This is a genomic window from Mucilaginibacter sp. CAU 1740, assembly GCF_039839285.1.
Classification (GTDB): Bacteria; Bacteroidota; Bacteroidia; order Sphingobacteriales; family Sphingobacteriaceae; genus Mucilaginibacter.
This window is the reverse complement of record NZ_JBDOQS010000001.1, coordinates 1-21,729: the sequence shown is the minus strand read 5'-3', so window position 1 is coordinate 21,729 and position 21,729 is coordinate 1. Positions and strand designations below refer to the sequence as shown.

General features: G+C 43.2%; 18 protein-coding genes and 1 pseudogene. 15 read left to right on the top strand and 4 right to left on the bottom strand.

All coding sequences use genetic code 11. From position 1 onward, the window contains the following. The first annotated feature begins 132 nt into the window (after window positions 1–132). The 6 genes from lpxD (at window position 133) to AAFN85_RS00070 (ending at window position 6,658) form a co-directional block, all read left to right on the top strand. Window positions 133–1,182 (top strand): UDP-3-O-(3-hydroxymyristoyl)glucosamine N-acyltransferase, encoded by a 1,050-nt coding sequence (gene lpxD, locus AAFN85_RS00095; protein ID WP_347524707.1) that lies wholly within the window; start codon window positions 133–135, stop codon window positions 1,180–1,182. 21 nt (window positions 1,183–1,203) lie between these two features. Beyond that, window positions 1,204–2,610: a bifunctional UDP-3-O-[3-hydroxymyristoyl] N-acetylglucosamine deacetylase/3-hydroxyacyl-ACP dehydratase gene (locus AAFN85_RS00090; RefSeq protein ID WP_347524705.1), complete on the top strand. Its 1,407-nt coding sequence runs from the start codon at window positions 1,204–1,206 to the stop codon at window positions 2,608–2,610. Continuing rightward, on the top strand, window positions 2,607–3,392 hold the full coding sequence (lpxA, locus tag AAFN85_RS00085; protein WP_347524703.1) for an acyl-ACP--UDP-N-acetylglucosamine O-acyltransferase: 786 nt from the start codon (window positions 2,607–2,609) through the stop codon (window positions 3,390–3,392). The genes AAFN85_RS00090 and lpxA overlap by 4 nt, the downstream gene beginning before the upstream one ends. A 121-nt stretch (window positions 3,393–3,513) precedes the next feature. Beyond that, window positions 3,514–4,134 carry an ABC transporter ATP-binding protein gene (locus AAFN85_RS00080; protein WP_347525749.1) on the top strand — a complete coding sequence of 207 codons (621 nt, stop codon included), beginning with the start codon at window positions 3,514–3,516 and terminating at the stop codon, window positions 4,132–4,134. Window positions 4,135–4,583: 449 nt separating this feature from the next. Then, the gene (gene efp, locus AAFN85_RS00075) at window positions 4,584–5,147 is read left to right on the top strand and encodes an elongation factor P (RefSeq protein WP_347524701.1); all 564 of its coding nucleotides are present in this window, start codon (window positions 4,584–4,586) and stop codon (window positions 5,145–5,147) included. Between the two features lie 206 nt (window positions 5,148–5,353). Then, a complete protein-coding gene (locus AAFN85_RS00070) occupies window positions 5,354–6,658 on the top strand; it encodes a spondin domain-containing protein (protein ID WP_347524699.1) in 1,305 nt (434 codons plus the stop codon). Between the two features lie 157 nt (window positions 6,659–6,815). On the opposite strand, the gene hisS is transcribed toward AAFN85_RS00070, so the two are convergent. The 3 genes and pseudogenes from hisS to AAFN85_RS00055 form a co-directional block, all read right to left on the bottom strand. Further along, window positions 6,816–7,949 (bottom strand): histidine--tRNA ligase, encoded by a 1,134-nt coding sequence (hisS, locus tag AAFN85_RS00065; protein ID WP_347525748.1) that lies wholly within the window; start codon window positions 7,947–7,949, stop codon window positions 6,816–6,818. A 414-nt stretch (window positions 7,950–8,363) separates the two neighbouring features. Then, window positions 8,364–8,603: pseudogene (locus AAFN85_RS00060) on the bottom strand (ATP phosphoribosyltransferase regulatory subunit); the annotation flags it as partial. A gap of 211 nt (window positions 8,604–8,814) precedes the next feature. Next, complete coding sequence (locus tag AAFN85_RS00055; protein ID WP_347524697.1) at window positions 8,815–9,864, bottom strand: hypothetical protein; 1,050 nt, start codon at window positions 9,862–9,864, stop codon at window positions 8,815–8,817. Window positions 9,865–10,493: 629 nt separating this feature from the next. Here AAFN85_RS00055 and AAFN85_RS00050 point away from each other — a divergent pair. From AAFN85_RS00050 to AAFN85_RS00025, 6 genes are all read left to right on the top strand, one after another. Further along, window positions 10,494–11,153 carry a DUF1080 domain-containing protein gene (locus tag AAFN85_RS00050; protein ID WP_347524695.1) on the top strand — a complete coding sequence of 220 codons (660 nt, stop codon included), beginning with the start codon at window positions 10,494–10,496 and terminating at the stop codon, window positions 11,151–11,153. A 133-nt stretch (window positions 11,154–11,286) separates the two neighbouring features. Then, a complete protein-coding gene (locus AAFN85_RS00045; RefSeq protein WP_347524693.1) occupies window positions 11,287–13,023 on the top strand; it encodes a GMC family oxidoreductase in 1,737 nt (578 codons plus the stop codon). A 21-nt stretch (window positions 13,024–13,044) separates the two neighbouring features. Continuing rightward, window positions 13,045–13,692: a gluconate 2-dehydrogenase subunit 3 family protein gene (locus tag AAFN85_RS00040; protein ID WP_347524691.1), complete on the top strand. Its 648-nt coding sequence runs from the start codon at window positions 13,045–13,047 to the stop codon at window positions 13,690–13,692. A gap of 572 nt (window positions 13,693–14,264) precedes the next feature. Then, window positions 14,265–15,062, top strand: a complete 798-nt coding sequence (locus AAFN85_RS00035) for an alpha/beta hydrolase-fold protein (protein WP_347524689.1) — start codon at window positions 14,265–14,267, stop codon at window positions 15,060–15,062. A gap of 518 nt (window positions 15,063–15,580) precedes the next feature. Next, entirely contained in the window at window positions 15,581–16,033 is a 453-nt protein-coding gene (locus tag AAFN85_RS00030) for a 3-oxoacyl-ACP synthase (protein ID WP_347524687.1), read from the top strand. Window positions 16,034–16,360: 327 nt separating this feature from the next. After that, window positions 16,361–16,744, top strand: coding sequence for an RNA-binding protein (locus tag AAFN85_RS00025; RefSeq protein WP_347524685.1), 384 nt, complete (start codon window positions 16,361–16,363; stop codon window positions 16,742–16,744). A 159-nt stretch (window positions 16,745–16,903) separates the two neighbouring features. Here the strand turns inward: AAFN85_RS00025 and AAFN85_RS00020 are convergent, their stop codons facing one another. Continuing rightward, on the bottom strand, window positions 16,904–18,115 hold the full coding sequence (locus tag AAFN85_RS00020) for a GAF domain-containing sensor histidine kinase (RefSeq protein ID WP_347524683.1): 1,212 nt from the start codon (window positions 18,113–18,115) through the stop codon (window positions 16,904–16,906). A 438-nt stretch (window positions 18,116–18,553) separates the two neighbouring features. Between AAFN85_RS00020 and AAFN85_RS00015 the strand changes: the two genes are divergently transcribed. The 3 genes from AAFN85_RS00015 to AAFN85_RS00005 all read left to right on the top strand — a co-directional run bounded on the left by AAFN85_RS00015 (window position 18,554) and on the right by AAFN85_RS00005 (window position 21,572). Continuing rightward, window positions 18,554–19,402, top strand: coding sequence for a dienelactone hydrolase family protein (locus AAFN85_RS00015; RefSeq protein ID WP_347524681.1), 849 nt, complete (start codon window positions 18,554–18,556; stop codon window positions 19,400–19,402). Between the two features lie 81 nt (window positions 19,403–19,483). After that, entirely contained in the window at window positions 19,484–20,458 is a 975-nt protein-coding gene (locus tag AAFN85_RS00010; protein ID WP_347524679.1) for a lysylphosphatidylglycerol synthase domain-containing protein, read from the top strand. A 43-nt stretch (window positions 20,459–20,501) separates the two neighbouring features. Beyond that, window positions 20,502–21,572 carry a glycosyltransferase gene (locus tag AAFN85_RS00005; RefSeq protein ID WP_347524677.1) on the top strand — a complete coding sequence of 357 codons (1,071 nt, stop codon included), beginning with the start codon at window positions 20,502–20,504 and terminating at the stop codon, window positions 21,570–21,572. Window positions 21,573–21,729 lie beyond the last annotated feature (157 nt).

Here is a 21,729-nt window from a genome sequence, read left to right as displayed (position 1 = left end):
TAAATTTGCCATAACACGCAACAAATGAAGATACAATGAAAATCAAAACACTTTGAGCCTCAAAACTTTTTAACGTGTGTTCATAACTCATTAATAATTTGTTGCTTCAATTTTAACATTTAAATTTGCCCGATGCAATTTAGTGCTCAAGATATAGCGATGCTGCTTAACGGAACAGTTGAGGGTGATGCAGCAGTTACAGTAAGTGAGCTGGCTAAAATAGAAGAGGCCGGCGAAGGTTGTCTTTCTTTTTTATCCAACCCCAAGTACGAGCAGTATTTATATACTACCAATGCTTCTATCGTAATTATTAATAATAGCCAGGAATTAACCGGACCGGTAAAGGCCACGCTGATCCGTGTGGAGAACGCGTACAGTGCTTTTACCCTGGTGTTACAACAATACAATTCATTCCGCCTGAATAAAAAGGGAATTGAGCAGCCAAGCTTTATCCATCCATCAGCTAAAGTTGGTGCAGATGTTTATATCGGTGCCTTTGCCTATATTGGTCAGGATGTTAAAATTGGCGACAACTGCAAAATTTATCCTAACGTAAACATTGGCGATAATGTAACCCTCGGCAACAACGTAACGCTGTTTGCCGGAGCAACGGTTTATTTTGATTGTGTTATCGGCAATAATGTGATCATTCACTCGGGTGCGGTTATTGGCAGCGACGGTTTTGGTTTTGCCCCTAACCCGGACGGTTCATATGCTAAAATTCCACAGATTGGTAATGTAATTTTGGAGGATGATGTTGAAGTGGGATCAAATACCACTATCGACAGGGCCACTATGGGATCGACCATCGTGAGAAAAGGTGCTAAAATTGATAACCTGATCCAGATAGCGCATAATGTTGAGATTGGCGCGAATACGGTAATTGCCGCGCAATCGGGTATATCAGGAAGCACCAAAATTGGCGAGCGGGTGGTTATAGGCGGCCAGGTAGGCTTTGCCGGTCACCTTACTATTGCCAATGGCAACCAGTTTTCGGCGCAAACCGGTGTAAACGGTTCTATAACAGAAGAAGGTAAGGCGTGGGGAGGCTCTCCATATATGCCATATAAAGATTACCTTCGTGCCCACGCTAAGTTGCGTAAACTGCCTGAACTTGACAGAAAAGTTTACGAACTTGAAAAATTAATTGAAGAACTACGTAAAGGCACGGCGAAGGAATAGCCACCGCCTGTAAAATTAAATATGAACGTTAAACAAAGAACTATTAAAGCGCCGGTTTCGGTATCAGGAACAGGCTTGCACACCGGTCAGCGGGTTACCATGACCTTTAACCCAGCCCCTGAAAACCACGGTTACAAATTCAGGAGGATCGATATTCCCGGTGAGCCTATTATTGATGCCGATGTTGATAATGTTAGCGATACTTCGCGCGGAACATCTATCAGCCAGAACGGGGCTACGGTTAACACTGTAGAGCACGTGCTTGCGGCGTTAGTTGGCCTTGAGGTGGATAATGTGCTGATTGATATGGATGGTCCCGAAACCCCCATTATGGATGGCAGCTCGATACAATTTGTTGACGTAATTACCGAAACCGGCCTTGTTGAACAGGATGCCGATCGCGAGTATTATCATATACCATACAATATCCACTACTCTGAGCCTGACCGTAAGGTAGAGATGGTGGCCATGCCTTTAGATGATTACCGCTTTACCTGTATGGTTGATTATAACTCGCAGGTGTTGGGTAGCCAGCATGCAAGTATCTCAACCATTGGCGAGTTTAAAAAAGAGATCGCTTCGTGCCGTACCTTCTGCTTTTTGCACGAACTGGAAATGCTGTTAAAGCATGACCTGATTAAAGGCGGCGATCTGAACAATGCCATAGTAGTTGTTGATAAAGATGTTGACCAGGACGAGTTAAACCACCTGGCCAAACTATTTAACCGTAAAGATATCAGCGTCGCCCCGCAGGGTATCCTGAACAATATTGAGCTTCGCCACCAAAACGAGCCTGCACGCCACAAGCTGCTGGATATGATTGGCGATTTGGCTTTGGTAGGTGTGCCTTTGAAAGGTCATATCATGGCTGCAAGGCCGGGTCACGCTGCTAACGTTGCTTTTGCTAAAAAGATCAAAGCTTTAATTAAGAAAGAGAAAAGCCGCAAACAGGTAAAAACTTATGACCTGAACGCTAAGCCGCTTTTTGATACGGTTGATATTATGGGCATGCTGCCACACCGTCAGCCTTTCCTGATGATCGATAAGATATTGGAACTTACCAAAAGCCACGTTGTGGGAGCCAAAAACGTAACCATTAACGAGGAGTTTTTTAAAGGCCACTTCCCTGGCGCACCGATATTTCCGGGTGTGTTACAGATTGAAGGTATGGTACAAACCGGCGGGATATTGGTATTGAATACCGTTCCCGATCCTCAAAACTACCTTACCCTGTTCCTGAAAATTGAGAACGCCCGCTTTAAAAGCAAGGTAGTACCTGGTGATACCATTATTTACGTGTGCGACCTGATGGCCCCTATCCGCCGTGGTATTGCTACCATGAAGGGCGTAGGCATGGTAGGCGACCGTGTTGTTGTTGAAGCCGAACTGATGGCTCAAATTGTAAAAGTAAAAGAAACAGAAGCATGATCCAGCCATTAGCATACATACACCCGCAGGCCAAAATTGCCGATAACGTGGTAATTGAGCCTTTCGTAACCATCCACAAGGATGTTGAAATTGGCGAAGGCACCTGGATCGGCTCCAACTCCGTAATTATGGATGGTGCCCGCATCGGTAAAAATTGTCGTATTTTCCCCGGCGCGGTGGTATCTGCCCCGCCTCAGGATCTGAAATACAAAGGCGAGCAAAGTACAGTAACCATTGGCGATAACACCACCATCCGCGAATGCGTAACCCTTAACCGCGGTACTGCCCTCGATAAAAATACCACCACCATTGGCAGCAACTGCCTGTTGATGGCTTATGTACACGTAGCGCATGATTGCGTTATCGGTAACAACGTTATCGTTGCTAACGCAGTTCAATTGGCTGGTCACATTACGGTTTATGATTACGCCTTTATCGGCGGCTCATCTGCCGTACACCAATTTGTTGAAATTGGCGCACATAGCATGATCTCGGGTGGTTCGTTGGTGCGTAAGGATGTTCCTCCGTACACAAAGGCTGGCAGGGAGCCATTATCATATGTAGGGATCAACTCGGTAGGTTTACGCCGCAGAGGTTTCTCGGCGGCTTCTATTGCCGAGATCCAGGAGATTTACCGCATCATATTCCTTAAAAAATACAACGTAACCAAAGCCCTCGATATCATTGAAGCCGAGTTTACTCCAAGTGAAGAACGTGATGAGATCATTAACTTCCTCCAAAACTCGCAACGCGGTATCATGAAAGGGTTTGGGAATACCTGATAGTGTCAGAATCAGAATTTACAGGATTTTAGAATTTTCAGAATCCTGTAAGTTCTGATCTTGTTCTTTTTAATTCTGTTAATTCTCCCATTCTGAAAATTCTGATTCAGACAAAAATATGTTGACCATCACCCTCCAAAATATCGGCCGCCGCTTTAACCGCGACTGGATTTTTAAAGGAGTGGATTACACCTTTACTTCCGGGCAATCGTACGCCATACTCGGCCACAACGGTTCCGGGAAATCAACCCTGCTGCAGGTTTTAAATGGCAGCCTTACCCCTTCCGCAGGTAAAATTGATTTTGCCGATAACGGAACGGCTATTGAAATTGATAAGGTATTCAATTATCTAAGCCTTGCTGCGCCATATTTAGAGTTGATAGAAGAGTTTACGCTGAGCGAAATGATCGATTTTCACTTCAAGTTTAAAAGCTTTAAACCGGGGATGGATAAAGAGCAACTCATCGCTTTGCTAAACCTGCCCAAAAGCACCAACAAGCTCATCAAATATTTTTCGTCGGGCATGAAGCAGCGTCTTAAACTGGCTTTAGCTTTTTGTGCCGATACCCCCATGCTGATGCTGGATGAACCCACATCCAACCTCGATACGCAGGGCGTTGATTGGTACTTAAGCCTTGTACAACAATTTGCCGAAGGTCGCCTAACCATTGTATGCTCCAATCAAGAGCATGAATATGGTTTTTGCGAGCATAGGTTGAGTATTGTGGATTATAAGGGTTAGTGAGTGGTTGATTGGGTTGATTAGGTGAGAGGTTGGTTGTCGGCGAAAATAGTTGAAACTGCATAGGCCAATTACGAGGCACCTACGGAGCCAAAACAATGTCGTTCGTTTTGCTATAAACACGATACTCCTACGGAGTTGGGTTTTATGCAACATCACACCCCATAGGGGTTCCGTGTTTATAGAAAAACCAAGCGTAAACAAAGCGGCTCCATAGGAGCCTCGTGTAAACATTTGATAGGCTTTGAATGAAAAAGAGCTGCCATTAAAGCTCTAAAAGTTCCTTAATTTGATAAATTTCGGTTTAGAAAGACCAGTGATCTAACAACCCAACCATTCACCTAATCAACTCAATCAACCACTCACTCAATCTCCAATCAACCATTCACCTACATAACTACTTGTTTCTTTGACCTTAAGTAACTAAGTTTGCGCCTCAATATTATTTTATGGCTAAGGCATCAGACGTTAAAAATGGAAATATACTTCGCTTCAACGGCGAATTAGTTCAGGTAGAAGAGTTTTTACACCGTACCCCGGGCAACTTACGCGCGTTTTACCAGGCCCGTATGCGCAACGTTAAATCAGGCAAATTGGTTGAATACCGTTTCCGTACCGATGAAGAGGTTGATATAGCCCGCGTTGAAACTAACGATTACCAATATCTATATGATGATGGTGATTTTTTAGTAGTAATGGATAACACCACTTATGATCAGCATAACGTACCAAAAGCATTGTTTGGTCCGGCAGTTAAATTTTTGAAAGAAGGAATGAACGTGATCGTTGCTTTTGAAAGCGACGAGCCTATCATGGGTTCTATCCCTGGCTCTGCCGAGTTAGAGATCACTTACACCGAACCAGCTGTTAAAGGCGATACCTCAAGCGGCGCGTTAAAAAACGCGACTGTTGAAACCGGTGCCGAGATCCGCGTACCATTGTTCATCAACATTGGCGATAAAGTTAAAGTTGATACCGCGACAGGTTCATATGTTGAGCGTGTGAAAGGTTAATCCAGAGATCCCTAAAAGGGAGAAATATTTATAAATGAAAAGAGGCCGTATCGTAAAGATATGGCCTCTTTTCATTTATGTTAGATCGGATATAACCGCCGTTTGATTTAATGCATCTGTCATCCCAGTGTCAGGCTTGCTTTTTTTCGATATTCCCTTGTAAGAAAATGCGGCGCTTACCGACTAAGCCGAAAAAATCTTATAAGATGAATCTACTTAAAAATCTAAAATCAATTTTATTGGTGGTATTGGCACCAATAGCGTTAACGGCATGTAAAAAGGATAATAATAGCAGCACCGGTGCGCCTCAGCAAAACTCCATCACTGTGGAGAACGTACTGCAATCGCAGCCATTGGTTGAATCGGGTACCTTCCAGGAAACAGGAACCCCGGCATTGATCCAACCGGGGCAATCAACAACCATCACATTTTCGGCAGCAAAAGGTGAGGCCTTATCTTTCGCTACTATGTATGGTGCTTCTAACGATCTTTTCTTCGCGCCGTCAAATCCCGGCATCCAGGTTTATGATGGCAGCGGAAAACCCATCGAGGGCGATGTTTCTGACCAGGTAAAGCTGTGGGATAATGGCACCCGCGTTAATCAAAAACCAGGCGCTACTGTTAACCATCCCGGCGTAGCTGAATCTAAAAATATCACTGAAGTTGCCGGGACTGATGCCCAAGGGAATACCTATCTGGCCGCATCAAAACTGGTTAAAGCTACTTTAAAGTACAATGGCAGTTCTACCTTTACGTTAACCCTTCAAAATACTTCGGGCGGTACGGCTAACCAAACACCGCTTAGTCCGGGCGTATGGAGTGTTTCGTACATAGTTGGCGGAACATTGCAGGCCTCCAATCCATTATATACAACTGGTCAGCCTACAGCAAACGGTTTAACAAATATTGCCGAAGCCGGCGATAACAGCGCGTTAAGCACTTATGTTAAATCTATCACGGGTATCTTCACCCCGCTTTCGCCAATTTTGGTTGTGGTGTATAATGGTATCAATAACCCTATTTATAATGTTGGCCAGTTGGATGCCGGTAAAGGTTTAAAGCCGCTTGCACAACAAGGTAATGCTGATACGCTTGCAGCCTATCTGAAAACGGTTAAAGGCGTTAAGGCTGTTTATGTATTGCCTGCCCCAACTACTAAAGTATTGCTGCCTCAAATAGCCGGTAAACAAGGCGGCGTTGTATCACAACAACTAAGCGTAAATACCGGCGACCGCCTGGCTATTGCTACCATGTATGGATTCTCGAACGATTGGTTTTTTGCCTCTGCCGACAATGGCGTAGATGCAACCCAAAAAGGCGACATATCAAACACCATCAAATTATTTGATGATGGAACGGCGATCAACCAATTCCCCGGTGCTGGTTTAACGCAATTTAACCTCGCCGGTACGCCGCTGAAAGAAAGCAATCCTATTGGCGCAGTACCTAATCCCAACGGGTTCACTACCCTTCCCGACATCAATAAGATCATTAAAGTAACCCTTAAATAATAGCAAACAAAAAGAGGTTTTCGTACACGAAAACCTCTTTTTGTTTATATCTCCAGCATGCTCCAACATGTCATTGCGAGGCACGAAGCAATCGCATGCCATACATGGCGGACCTGCTTCCGTGCGATTGCTTCGTGCCTCGCAATGACATGATTTGTTAGGCCAAACGCTCCACTATCTCCTCCGCTGTCAACTTCTCCTGCTCACCACTGGTCATATCCTTGAAGCTCAATAACCCACTTTGGATTTCATCACCGCCAATCACCACCACATAAGGGATGTTTTTATTATTGGCATAATCCATCTGCTTTTTGATCTTGGCACCGGCAGGGTAAAGTTCGGCGTTGATATTATTGCGGCGCAACTGCATTAGCAAAGGCAATGCATAAAGCTCGCCTTCTTTATCAAAATTACAGAACAGCACTTTGGTGGTTTGGTTGCTATCGGCCGGGAAAAGGTTAAGCTCTTCCAGTACATCATAAATTCTATCGGCACCAAAGGAGATACCTGCACCGGTTAGCCCTTTTAAACCAAACATGCCGGTAAGGTCATCATAACGGCCGCCGCCGCCAATGCTGCCCATATTTACTTCGTTAGTTTTAACCTCGAATATGGCACCGGTATAATAATTTAAGCCGCGGGCCAGGGTAATATCAAGTTCCAGCTTGGCGGTTTGCAGCGGGCAGCGTTCAATATAACCGAAAACGGTTTCTATTTCATCACAGCCTTTTAAACCTATCTCTGAGGCTGCTAAAGCTTCACGGAGGCTGGCCAGCTTTTCGGTGTTGTTGCCCTCCAACAGTATCACCGGTTTCAGCTTGTCGATATCGGCATCTGTAAAACCTTTCTCAAGTAGCTCTTTTATTACGCCATCAAGGCCTATTTTATCCAGTTTATCTATCGCTACAGTCAAATCAATGATGTTATCAGCTTTGTCTATAACTTGTGCAATTCCAGATAGTATTTTTCTATTGTTGATTTTTATGCTGAAATCTTTAAGGCCGAGCTTGGTTAAAGCTTCGTCATATATCATCACAAATTCAGCCTCATTCAATAATGAATCGGAGCCAACTACGTCGGCATCACACTGGTAAAACTCGCGGTAACGGCCTCGTTGAGGGCGGTCTGCGCGCCAAACCGGTTGCACCTGGAAACGTTTGAACGGGAAAGTAATTTCGTTTTGGTGTTGTACAACGTAACGCGCGAATGGTACGGTGAGATCGTAGCGGAGGGCTTTTTCGGAAATCAAAGATGTTACCTTGCCAGGAGAAAGTTGTTTATTTAAAAACAATTCAAACTTTATTTCAGATCTAAATTTTATGTTTTTATTAATGGCTAATCCGAAAGATGCTTTGATTTCTTCAAATCTACGAGAGGGATCGTTGATTGATAAATAATATGCAATTCTTCTATTGCCATTATATTTAATTACGTTTTTCGTTTTACCAACAAGAAAAGTTACAAATGCTTCTTTTATGGAGATAATTAGTTCTTCTGTTTTTATTGCAGAAGAAAGTAACCTCGAATCAAGCGAATCGTATATTACTTGTCTTAAAAGAATTAACTTATTACTAAGAATATTCGAGTCTAATCTTGATACGCATAACGCAAAATCTATTGAAACATCTGTCAATAAAAATAATAGATCCGCATCAATCTTTGTTTGATTAACATTGGTGAAGAGTTTTTTTATTAAGCTTAGAGAGTAGTCACCACTGTCGAGTACTTTAAATATCAACTTGTCTCCTTCTTCGCCATATTTACCCATTAATGTAGATGAGTTTTCCATGGTGGGAGTTTCTATCTGCTGATAGCCGTATTTGCGAAAAACAGATTTAATCGTATCGAAAATATAATTGCGTCTCACCATTTGAGTGGGTGAAAAATCGCGAGTTCCTCTGGGTACCGACGGTTTAATGGAAACTAATGGTTTAATGGATGCCATGCGGCAAATGTACAAAAAAGCGGGTTATGCTTACTTTGTATGGCGGATACTTTACTTGCGGCAGCGATTAAAAAAGAGGGGCGGTTTCACATGCGAAACCGCCCCTCTTTTTTAATAAATCATGTCATTGCGAGGTGCGAAGCAATCGCATGCTATACAGGGCGGCTATGCTTCCGTGTGATTGCCACGCTGCGCTCGCAATGACATGAGATTAATGTTTATGCGCATTAAAACTCAACGTAGTAGCAAAGCCAATAGTCATATAAGCATAACTATCCTCAAAAAACTGATTATAATCATCCTGACCACGGTAACCTCCGCCCACCATAAGGGCTGCATCAGGCATAAACGGAAACTGGTAATAATATTTAAGGCTCACATTCAGGCGTTTTTTCAAATTAAAATGCGAGTAATCATCATACTTATCGGCAATGTAAGTAAAGTCGAAACGGATGCGCTGCCAGTTTTGATAAACCTTTTTGGTTTTATCTGTAGGATCAACCTCCGCTTTGGCGAAGTTGTACATGCGGCTACCATTAATACGTATAAAGCCGTAATGATCTTTCAATCCTTCAGATAAACCGAGGTTAAACAAGCCAGCATGAACTTCTAATCCTAAATTATCATAACGCTGAATGATCAGGTCTTTTTTATCGATGCGCTTGCCGTTGTAAAAAGTAAGCGTGTAAAAGTTGGTGGTGAACTTGCCGCTATCACGGTTAAAGCTGCCATCAGGATTAAGCGACGGTCCGCGCACCCCGTTTGAGTGGTGCGAATAGCCGAACGATAAAAACTGCGGTTTGTAAGTATCAGCATTAAGCCTGTAATAGAAGGTTAAACCCGGCATAAAGCTTGGCGACTTTACCGGTGCTCCTTGCGATGATAGTAAGCGGATTTTTACCCGAGCAGTAAATACAGCAAACAGCGGCGATTTAGGCGTACTGAACAAAACAAAGTTCGGGGCCAGATCTGCAGTTAACTGAGTTTTTATTTTGTTAAAGTAATCGTTACCACCTTCGGATACGCGCAGGTTTTGCCTGTAGATATCACCAAAAGCCTGGTTAACAAGGCGCTTTTTGATCAGGGCGCTGTCGGCGGAGGTATCTGCCGGTGTGGTTTCGTGTATGCTTGCTGAGGCTGAATTGTTGATGGTGATAAACATGGCCAACATGCAGATCGCTTTTAAAGCCGATTTGAAGCTGGTGCCGGTTATTTGAACTTTCTTCCCGAAAGCCCGTGATATTGAAGAAAAATTGATCAATGTGGTACGTATTATTTTGCCGATAGTGCTTGAATTATAGTTGTTTATATTCGCCTGTATCTGTTAAGATAAGGTTAACAATAACGGCGCAATATTACTTATTATAAGTTTTTTTTCAATTGCTGATGTGTCAGGGTTAAGTAAATGTATGGGATACTAAAACTCCCCTCTTGAGAGGGGGCGCGGTGGAGAGAGCATGAGCAGGGGCGTGTTATACAAGCGATAAGCTATGCGTGGGGTAACACACCCCTCCGCCCCTCTCAAGAGGGGAATCGCACGGGCCCTCGCTTTTTAACAGCTCAATATTTCTCAAAGCACACCTGCCTCCACCCCAAATTATCCATTGTAACCAAGCTTTTACCTCTAATTTAATGGCCTGATACTTTATTTTTGCGATAATCGTTTTAGCATTGAAAAAATGCCAATATATTTAACCGAAACTAAGTAAGCTTTTATTTATTATTGTAAATAAAACGTTTTACCAATTTGCCGCAATTAAACCATCGGCATTTTTGTAGATCATTACTTTACCTGAGAGAGAAGAAAACAATGAAACCAAAACGGGGCTATCTTAACCAACCAAAAAACTTATACCCGATAGCTCTGCCTACATTTAACAATTATAACTTATGAAAAAGATGATGCTTGGCCTGATGGCCATCCCCGCCTTTTGCCTGTCGGTATCGGCACAAACCAAACTGTTTGATGGCAAAACCACCAAAGGCTGGCACACTTATTTAAAGCAGGAAGTTACCGGCTGGAAAGTTGTTGACGGCGCGTTACAACTTGACCCTGCAGCTCAAGGCCATGGCGACCTGGTTACCGACGGCGAGTACGAAAACTACGAACTTACTTTAGAGTGGAACATCACCAAAGAAGGTAACAGCGGCATCATTTTCGGCGTACATGAAGATCCTCAGTTTGGCGCTACCTACCTAACCGGTATGGAAATGCAGGTATTGGATAACAAAGATGCCGAAGACAATAAAAAAGCAAACCATCTTGCTGGCTCATTATATGATATGATTGCCCCATCAAAAGATGTGTGCAAACCGGCCGGCGAGTGGAATAAAGTTAAACTGCGTAAAAAAGATGGTCAGCTTACTTTTTGGTTAAACGGCACCCAAATAGTTGATGTAAAAATGGGCAGCGACGAGTGGAACAAAGCATTGGCCGATAGCAAATTCAAAAACTGGAAAGGCTTTGCCCAATATCCTAAAGGCCACATCGCTTTGCAGGATCATGGTCACCTGGTGAGCTACCGTAACATTAAGCTGAAAGAGCTTTAATATTTTGATAAGCAGGGTGTGTAATAGCGCCCTGTTTAATATATTTACCCTAACTTAAATTATGTTTAAACGTGCTGCAAGGCATGTGCAATAATATCTCCTCCCAATACAAAGAAGATACTTTTGATACGATATGAGCGATCTGCAAATTAAAAAATCATCAACCACTTATGATGTGGTTATTGTTGGTTCGGGCGCGGGCGGCGGTATGGCCGGTTACGTGTTGGCCAATGCTGGCATTAAAGTTTTAATGCTTGAGGCCGGTGCTTACTTTGATCCCGCTAAAGATTCACAACAGTTAAAATGGCCATGGGAGTCTCCTCGCCGTGGCGCTGGTACAACTCGTCCGTTCGGCGATTTCGACGCCGCTTACGGTGGCTGGGAAATTGACGGCGAGCCTTACACTACTAAAGATAATACCGAGTTTTTCTGGTTCCGCTCGCGGATGCTGGGCGGCCGTACCAATCACTGGGGCCGTATCTCATTAAGGATGGGGCCGAAAGATTTTCAGGCCAAAGATGGCCTGACCGATGATTGGCCAATCACTTATGATGAGGTTAAACCATACTACGATAAGGTTGACCGCATGATTGGTGTTTATGGTACTAAAGAAAACCTGGAAAATGAACCGGACGGTATCTTCCTTCCTCCGCCAAAACCAAAACTTAATGAGCTGTACATTGTACAAGGCGCTCAAAAAGCGGGTGTAAAAATTATTCCTGGCCGTGGTTCGGTATTAACCGAAGCTTTACCGGGCAATAAAGATCGTGGCGCATGTTTCTTCTGCGGGCAGTGCGGCCGTAGCTGTAAAGTTTATGGCGATTTCTCGGCATCATCATGTTTGGTTATCCCGGCTATTAAAACCGGTAATTTAAAAGTGATCCCTAACGCCATGGTGCGCGAGGTGATCACCAATAAAGAAGGTATCGCTACCGGCGTATCTTATGTAAGCAAAGAGGATATGCAGGAGTACCAGGTAAACGCGAAAGTGGTTATCCTGGGTGCAAGCGCGGGCGAATCGGCAAGGATCCTGTTAAACTCAAAATCAGAAGCGCATCCGGGTGGTTTAGCTAACAGCAGTGGTGTTGTTGGTCGTTATTTGCATGATTCTACCGGCTCGAGCGCGGGTGGTTTCCTTCCGCAACTGATGGATCGCAAACGCTACAACGAAGATGGCGTAGGCAGTGTGCACATCTACTCGCCATGGTGGTTGGATAATAAAAAACTGGATTTCCCTCGTGGTTACCACATTGAGTACGGCGGCGGTTTCCATATGCCATCATACGGCATCGGTGGCGGCATCCAGAATATGAACGGCGCTGTTCCTGGTCGTGATGGTAAAATGAAAGATGGTGGTGGTTACGGTGCTTCGCTGAAAGATGACTACCGTCGTTTTTATGGTACGCAGTTCGGTATGGCCGGTCGTGGTACTGCCATTGCCCGTTATGATAACTATTGCGAGATCGACCCTAATGTGGTTGATAAATATGGTATCCCTGTATTGCGTTTCCACTACAAATGGGCTCCTGAAGAAATTAAACAGGCTAAGCACATGCAGGAAACCTTCCAGGAAATTATGCATAATATGGGTGGCGCAATTTTCGGTGGCCCGCAAGGCCCTGAAACCAATTACGGTTTAGAGGCTCCGGGTAAAATTATCCATGAGGTAGGTACTATCCGTATGGGTAACGATCCTAAAAAATCGGCCCTGAACAAATTTTGCCAGGCTCACGATTGTAAAAACCTGTTTGTAGTTGATGCCGCTCCGTTTGTACAGCAAGGCGATAAAAACGCAACCTGGACAATCCTTGCCCTATCTATGCGTACAGCAGAGTACATTTTACAGGAAAGAAAAAAATTAAACGTTTAACAAGCAATCCAATAACATATCATGAACAGACGTGACTCCCTTAAAGCATTAGGCTTTACCACACTATCGGCAGGATTATTACTGGAGGCCTGTAAAACCGATACTAAAAAAGGCGCAGAAGAAACAACCACAGCCGCCGCGGGCGACGAGGTTGGCCGTCAGCCATACGAGGTTGAGCGTGACAAAAAACTGCACGCCGAGAAATTTTTCACCGCCGCCGAAATGGCAACCATCACCGTATTGGCCGATATCATCATCCCTAAAGATGAAAAATCGGGCAGCGCATCAGATGCCAAGGTGCCTGATTTTATTGAGTTTATTGTAAAAGATATGCCAGATCATCAAACGCCTATGCGTGGTGGACTGCGCTGGCTCGATTTGCAATGCCTTAACCGCTTCGGTAAACCATTTACCGATTGTACTAAGGATCAACAAATTCAACTGATTGATATGATCGCTTACCCGGCTAAAGCTAAGCCAGAAATGGCACAAGGCGTAGCTTTCTTTAACCGTATGCGTGATTTAACCGCTTCTGGCTTTTTCACCAGCGAGATAGGTGTAAAAGACATCGGCTATGCTGGTAACCAACCAGGCAAATGGACAGGTGTTCCTGAAGATATCCTGAAACATTACGGAATGGAAAATGTGAAGGCATCGGCTTCGATGTAACAGATCGATCTGTATTTTTTTGATCAGATATTGTGAAAGGGGAATGGTTAGCTGTTCCCCTTTTATTTTGCCACAATCATAAGTGGACTCTTTTATTGATTTGGCATCTATTTACCCCGAATTGGAATTTAACAACCACCTGAAGGATAATATACTCCATTTTTTGGCCAATTTGCTAAACTTTTAAAGAGGCTTGTTAAGTTATTTTTGCTATTCGGGCTGTTGCTAAACTAAACAGAATAGCGGCATCCTGTACAAAAAATGCATCTGCCTGCTGTGAAATTATTTATCCGGGAACCAGCAATGTTAAATTGCTTTTAAGCTGAAAGCTTACGCGGATAATAAACAAGATGCAAGTAATCGTGAAAGTTCCGGACGATAACTTTACAGTAGCTTATTCATAAGCTATTTGCAAAATATTGTGTGCGAGTGGTACAATTATGCGGCAGAGGGCACTATTGTTTATATAAATGTTATTACCCCTAAATAATTAAAACAAATTGATAAAGCCGTTAACGATACACGAAAACTGTTACGAGGAAACTTGTATCGTTGGCCACCCGTAAGCCCCCATGCCATTTAGAACTACCGAAGTTTCCAACCCGCAATTTGAAAGTAACAATTTACGTTTTATAACAGTTAAAACCATTAACCTTAAAGGCCGGGGCGATATTTGCGTTTACGTGCCTAAAGGTGTGAGCAAAACCGAGACCTTGCCTATTGTAATATTATTACATGGCATGTACGGCAGCGCCTGGAGCTGGGCCATGAACGGCGGCGTGCACATCAAAACCCACGAGCTTATTGAAAAAGGCGAATTGCCTAAAATGATAATCGCCATGCCATCTGACGGGCTTTGGGGCGATGGTTCGGGCTATTTACCCCATAGTGGCCTTAATTTTGAAAAATGGATAGCTGAGGATGTGCAAACAGCAATGATAGAGAATATTACAGGTGCCAAACCCGAGTCGCCGTTGTTTATTGCCGGTGTATCTATGGGTGGTTTTGGCGCTTTGCGTATAGGTGCCAAGTATGGGCATAAATTTAAGGCGATAGCAGGCTTGTCGCCTATTACCAGTCTGCCGCAATTGAAGCTTTTTGCGGGTGAGCCTTTAAAAACCTACGCGCAGGATATTATAAGCGATGAAGATGTGTTAGCCACCTTTAAAAAATACCATGAACATTTGCCGCCCATAAGGATTGATTGCGGCACTAACGACCAGCTTATCAACTATAACCGCGATCTGCATAAAAAACTCGAGAAAGAAAAGATTCTGCATATATATGAAGAACATGTGGGCGGTCACGAGTGGTCGTACTGGGGCAAGCAAATTATATCAACTCTTAAATTTTTTGTAAGTAAGCTATAGTTTCTACGCAAATTAGCTTGCATCGTTCTTAGATGCTGTTTGAAAACGATTCAAAAGAATTGTTCTGTCTCCGAGCGTCATTGCGATGAATCCAGACTTACGAAGTTTTTAAAACTTCGTAAGTCTTACCTGCTTAGTCATAAGCATTCAGGTGCGTCGACTTTTACTTCCTTGTGATGACAGTTTTATATGTTTTCGTGTAATTCGATCATTCGAAATAATTCGTGTGGGAATTTCTTTCTCTGTCACACTATATAAAACACTTTCCGCCGCGCTAAACTAACAGTTGAATAATAATGTGCGATTATCATTATTTTGTCAGTTTTGATTAGTCGAACATACCATTATCACTATTGGCTACGTTAATCTACTTTGTAGGTTCACACCTGCAAAATAGTGATAAGGTTTAGGTTTAAAGTCCCCAAGCAGCGAGTGCAAGGGGACTTTTATTTTAAGCCTTTTTTAACCTCACAATATGCATCTTTCCCCCTACTTTAGCCTTTTGTTTTATACCGTAAATGAGCGATCTGAAAAAAGAACTACATCGGCTATGTATTAACTACGTGCGTAAAAGCATGGAAGCAGCCCAGGATGCTATAAACGATGCCCAGAAAGCATCAACCGATGATACCAAAAGCAGTGCCGGCGATAAGTACGAAACCAGCCGCGAAATGATGCAACAGGAAACCGACCGCAACATGGCGCAGCTTAATGAGGCTAATAAATTACTGGTGGCCCTTAATCGGATAAGCACTGTAGGTACATCGGAAAAAGCGGAGCCTGGAAGCGTGATATTAACCAGTAACGGTAATTTTTACCTCGCCATAAGCGCAGGTAGCCTTTTATTAGAGGGCAAAAATTATTTCGCGGTTTCACCGGCATCGCCGGTTGGAAATATGCTGAGTGGCAAAAAAGCAGGAGATGGATTTACATTGAATGGTAAAACTTACCAGATAGAATCGGTGATCTGATTATTGCAGGTAAACACAGCGCTTACCTGTGTGGAGCAAGGTGTTAGCTGGTTTGTAACGTTTTGGTGGTAAAAAAGCGGCTGCAGTCCGTGTTTCGGATATTTTTTACAAAAACATCATATTTTTAAAACAAATAATTTATGATTTTGTAATATATGATTGCTTTGCCCTCCTTTTTTCGTTAATATCAATAAAAATTAACTTTTTTTAAAAATAAAAGTACTCATTCACACAAACATGCAGTAATCATCAAATATCTATTACTATATTTGATGTTAACAAAACGTGGGTAGCTAACAAAACATACCCATTAAAAACTAAATATTAATGAACATATTCGTAGGAAGTCTTCCTTTTACTTTAGGGGAAGCCGATTTAAAACAGCTTTTCGAAGCTTATGGTGAAGTTAATTCCGTAAAAATTATTATTGACAGGGAATCAGGTAGAAGTAAAGGTTTCGGATTCATTGAAATGGAAGATGATGAGGCAGCACAACAAGCAATTAGCGGCCTAAACGGTTCTGAAGTTAAAGGAAGATCAATTGCAGTAAGCCAGGCAGAAGAGAAAAAACCAGGCGGCGATCGCAGAAGCAGCGGCGGTGGTTACGGTGGTGGCAACCGCGGTGGCGGTGGTTACGGCGGTGGCAACCGTGGTGGCGGCGGCGGCGGTTATTCACGTGATAACCGTGGCGGCGGCGGCAAAAGCTGGTAAAATATAATCGGATTAAAATACCGGTAGGTTAACTCCGGTATTTTAATTTGAACGTACGCTTGCATCTACCTTTTCAGAAAAACAATTCTTTTTAATCGGGTTAACCGCACCGGCGGAACTTCCTATGTTCAAAAAATAATTTTCTGAAGGCTTGTTTTTCTATTGCCGTATTTGAGGTAACCTTACTTCAAATACCGAACCCTCATTGGGTTTTGAATAGATATTTACTGAGCCATTTAACGTATCAATAAGATGTTTTACCAATGCGAGGCCGAAACCAAAACCGGCCTCGTTTGCTGTTCCTTCTGTTGAGGTGGCGTTCCCCTTCAGTATTTTTTCGATACCTTTTTCATCAATACCGGTTCCGTTATCCTTCACTATAATTTGAAGGGTACTATCGGTATCATTTATCTCCAGACTCAGTTCAACTTCAACATGACCGCCCGGAGGGGTAAATTTGATGGCGTTTGAAATAAGGTTGCCACTTATTTGCAGCAATTTATTTTTTGCCAGCGGAAGCCGTTCTGAGACTGCCGAAGTGCTAATTGTAAGCTGGATGCTTTTGTTGCGGGCTTGCGGTATAAACAAGCGCTCCAGCTTGTCTTTAAATACCAGCAAGGTAAATTCGTTGCTGGTTGTAGTGGGCGTCTGCTCCTTTTTATCAGCGCTTAGTATCTCATCGGCCAGATCAAGTATGGAGCGGCCGCTTTTATGGATCAGCTGCATAAATTCCAACACTTCTTCTATCTGGTTGTCTTCTCCCTGTTCGGCAATAAGCTGTGCCAGGCCTATAATGCCACTTAGTGGCCCGCGGATATCATGCGCAACCTTTTTCTGTGTTTCGTGAGCTTCAGTAAGTTTGTTTTTTAGCTTGTTGATCACTTTAATATCATTCAGCCTGCTCACAATTTCGTCGGCGATGATCTTTAATAGTTCAACTTTTTCGGGCGAGAGTTCCCTTGCGTTTTTATCCAGTACACATAGTGCGCCTATATTATGGTTGCTTTTTGTTTTTAGGGGGATGCCATAATAATACCTCAGCTTAGGCTCGTCGGTTACGTAAAATTTATCTTTAAAGCGTTCGTCGGTACGCAGGTCTTCCACCTCAAAATGCTCGCCGTTAATGATGGTGTATTGGCAAACAGAATCTTCGCGCGGCATTTGCTCAACTTCCAGTCCGTGGCCACTGATGCTCCATTGGGTAAACGAGTCGATGAGGTTTACCAGCGAGATCTCGGTACCGGCAACCTTAGCGGCCAGCTTGGCCAGGTCATTAAAGCTGTCTTTATGTTCGGTATAATCAAAATCGAATGTGGAGAGGGTTAACAGCCTATCCATCTCATTTTCGGGAACAGGAGGCGTTGATATCATGATATATTATGATTTATAATATATTATAAACGATGGTTTACTGGTTAAAGTTTCAAAAAGGTATAGAACAACCCATTATATAAAATATTTAACCGTTGCTTTCGCTTAAATCCTCTCAACAACAAGCATTCTGTTTTGGCTACACTATCTGCCGGTTGCATTAAATGATAATAAGAATTTTCACACGAATTGATTGTCCAGCTATCCAAATTACGCGAATATCTAAAGTGTGTGTGGCGCCAATTCGTGTAATTCGCTAATTCGTAAAAATTCGTATAGAAATTTCTAAGTCATCAACCCCAAAGCCTCCCCCAGTATTAATGCAATCCGATCAAGTTCGAAAGATTACTGTAAAAATTTCAGAACCAAATTACAAACAAGCAACGCCAACTTGCCCCGCCCCGTATTTTTAAATAAATTCGTAATAAATCAATCCTCATGAAAAAACTCATCTTACTAACATTAGCTTTAGGCATCAGCGCAGTTACATTCGCGCAGCGTAAAGTAGTTTGCTGCAGCAACCCATCATCAGCAACACAACAATTTGCTATGCTGGCTTCAAACCCGGCTTTCAAAATGTCGCACAAAAATCCGTTGCCTATACGTTTTCAAAGCAGCATCGGCGAATCCATCACTTACAAAACACCTGATGGTAAAGAGGCCACCGCCTTTTTTATGAAAGCAAAGAAGCCAACCAACAACTACCTGTTTGTAATACACGAGTGGTGGGGCCTTAACGATTATGTAAAAAAAGAATCGGAAAAATTGTACAACGACCTCGGCAACGTAAATATCATCGACCTTGACCTGTACGATGGTAAAGTTGCCACCACCCGCGAAGATGCCGGCAAATTTATGCAGGGCGTTAATGATGATCGTGCCCGCGCCATTGTAAACGGAGCTATCGCTTATGCCGGTGCAAAAGCCCATATCGCAACCATTGGTTGGTGCTTTGGTGGCGGTTGGAGTTTACAAACCAGTTTATTGGCAGGAAAAAAAGCAGTAGGCTGTGTAATGTACTACGGCATGCCCGAGCAAGATGTAGCTAAGCTTAAAACCCTTAATGCCGATGTGTTGGGCAACTTTGCCAATAAAGACCAATGGATCAACCCGAAGGTAGTGGCCAAATTTGAAACCGATATGAAGGCCGCCGGAAAGAAACTTTCGGTGCACCAATACGATGCCGATCATGGTTTTGCAAACCCAAGCAACCCTATTTATAATAGCGATGCAACCAAGGATGCATACACCAATACCCTCGCCTTTTTAAAAGCGCGCTTAAAGTGAACAAAAGGAATTATGTAACGTTATATGGGGCAGGCAAAACCTTGCCCCATTTTTTTGTAACATTGCATAAATTTTACCTGTTTGACAGCTTCTACCAAAAAGATAGTCTCCTACCTTTTAAAGGCGGGTATTTTGATTGTTGCCGGTTGGTTCATTTACCGCCAGTTCATCAAAAAAAATAACGACTTAAAGCAGTTTGAATACTTCGCATCGCACATAAGCACAACGCAGGTGGTTATTACCATGGGCCTAGTGGTGCTGCTTATGTTCCTGAACTGGTTTTTGGAGGCCCTCAAATGGCGTTATGTAACCAAAGCCCTCATCAATATTAGTTTGTGGGAGGCCGTCGAGGCTGTTTTTTGCGGCCTTACCTGGGCCGTTACCACGCCAAATCGTTTAGGTGAATATGGTGGTAGGGTTATGTTTTTGCCGCCCCGTAAGCGTGTGCCCGGCGTGTTTGCCATGGGCGTAGGTTCATTTAGCCAGGGATCGGTTACCAACGTATTGGGGGTAATTGCCATGGCCTGGTTTGTATTTAGCTACATCCATACTAATAACACATTGGCCTGGGCTATAACAACTGTTTGCGCTATAATTGTTGCTATACAGCTGGTATTGTATTTTCACATTAACTGGGTTGTAGGTTTTTTTGATAGGATCCCGTATATCAAAAAATATCATCGCTTTTTTGAGGTGATGGGGAGATACCATTTCCATGAGCTACTTACCATTATGGGCTTTAGTGTGGCCCGCTATGCCACATTCTCCTTTCAGTATTTTTTAGTGTTCAGGATGTTGGTGCCAAGCATGCCCGTTTTTGAGATGCTGATGATGTTGATGCTGTTTTTCCTGGTATCGTCGGCTATCCCTTCTTTAGATCTTTTTGATATCGGCGTGCGTGGTTTCACGGCCTCGCACCTATTTGTTTACATTACCGATCAAAATATTGCCGTAATTGCCGGGGTATCGTCAATATGGCTCATTAATTTATTTATTCCTGCTATTTTAGGTTCATTATTCGTTTTAAAACTCAAATTCTTTGATCGCGCTGATTAGTATCCTTTCTGTATTTTCCATTAGTTTATATGTGGTTTTGCTTATGTATTTACGTATAGGTTGGGCAAAGGCTACCCGCGGACCGGTGGCGGCACCTTCCTTCAAAACCCGTGTTACCGTAATGATAGCCGCCCGTAACGAGGAAGAAAGCATCGGCAAAACCATCAACGATCTGTTGGCTCAGGATTATCCTAAACATTTAATCGAGATAATCATTGTCGACGATCACTCAACAGATAATACAGCCAATATTATTAGAAGTTATGAAGCGCAAGGCGTAAAACTTTTACAACTTCAACTGGGCGACGCGCTGAACTCCTATAAAAAGAAAGCCATTGCCGAAGCGATAAAACTATCAACAGGCGATTTTTTGATGGCTACCGATGCCGATTGCCGCATGGGCACTTCATGGATCAGCACCGTGGTAGGATTTTACGAGCAAAACGATTTGGTGATGATCTCATCGCCAGTGACGTATTTCCAGGAGCAATCTGTATTTGAGCGCATGCAAACGCTCGATTTTTCATCGCTGATAGGCATGGGCGGCTCATTCATGACCAACGGCTTTGCCGCCACCTGCAATGGGGCTAATTTTGCATATCGTAAAGACGTGTTTTATGAGGTTGGCGGCTTTACCGGGATCGATGAGCTTGCATCAGGCGATGACGAGTTGCTGCTGCATAAAGTAGCGGTAAAATATCCTGGCAGGATAGCTTTTTTAAAACGCCGTGAAGCCATTGTTTACACGCATGCCAAACCAAACCTAAAGGAGTTTATGCAGCAAAGGCGCAGGTGGGCGTCGAAATCTACAAAATATAAAGATAAACGCATGGTGGCATTCGCACTTAGTGTGTGGCTGTGCAATTTTATGTTATTGTTCACCGCGGTGCTTGGCCTTTTCAATCTTTATTTTCTAAAGTTGTTTTTGATCACGATAGGTGTAAAATATATTATCGATCTGATATACATGACTCCGATCATGAATTTTTTAAAACGCCGCGAACTGTTGTGGTACGTGAGCTTTACCTTGCCTGCTAATATCATTTACTTTATCATCATAGGCTTTTTAGGCAAAAACAAAAAGTACGCCTGGAAGGGGAGGATGGTGAAGTAAAGCGGCGGTTACTCACCCCGACATCGCTTTGCTTGTCACCCCTCCTATGTTTGTTGTCAATTGATAAATTAGCAATCAAATAAAGTGAAAAGGGATGAGAGCAGATGGTCACCCCAACAACCATAAGGTATGTTCATAGAGAGATACTGCCTCATTT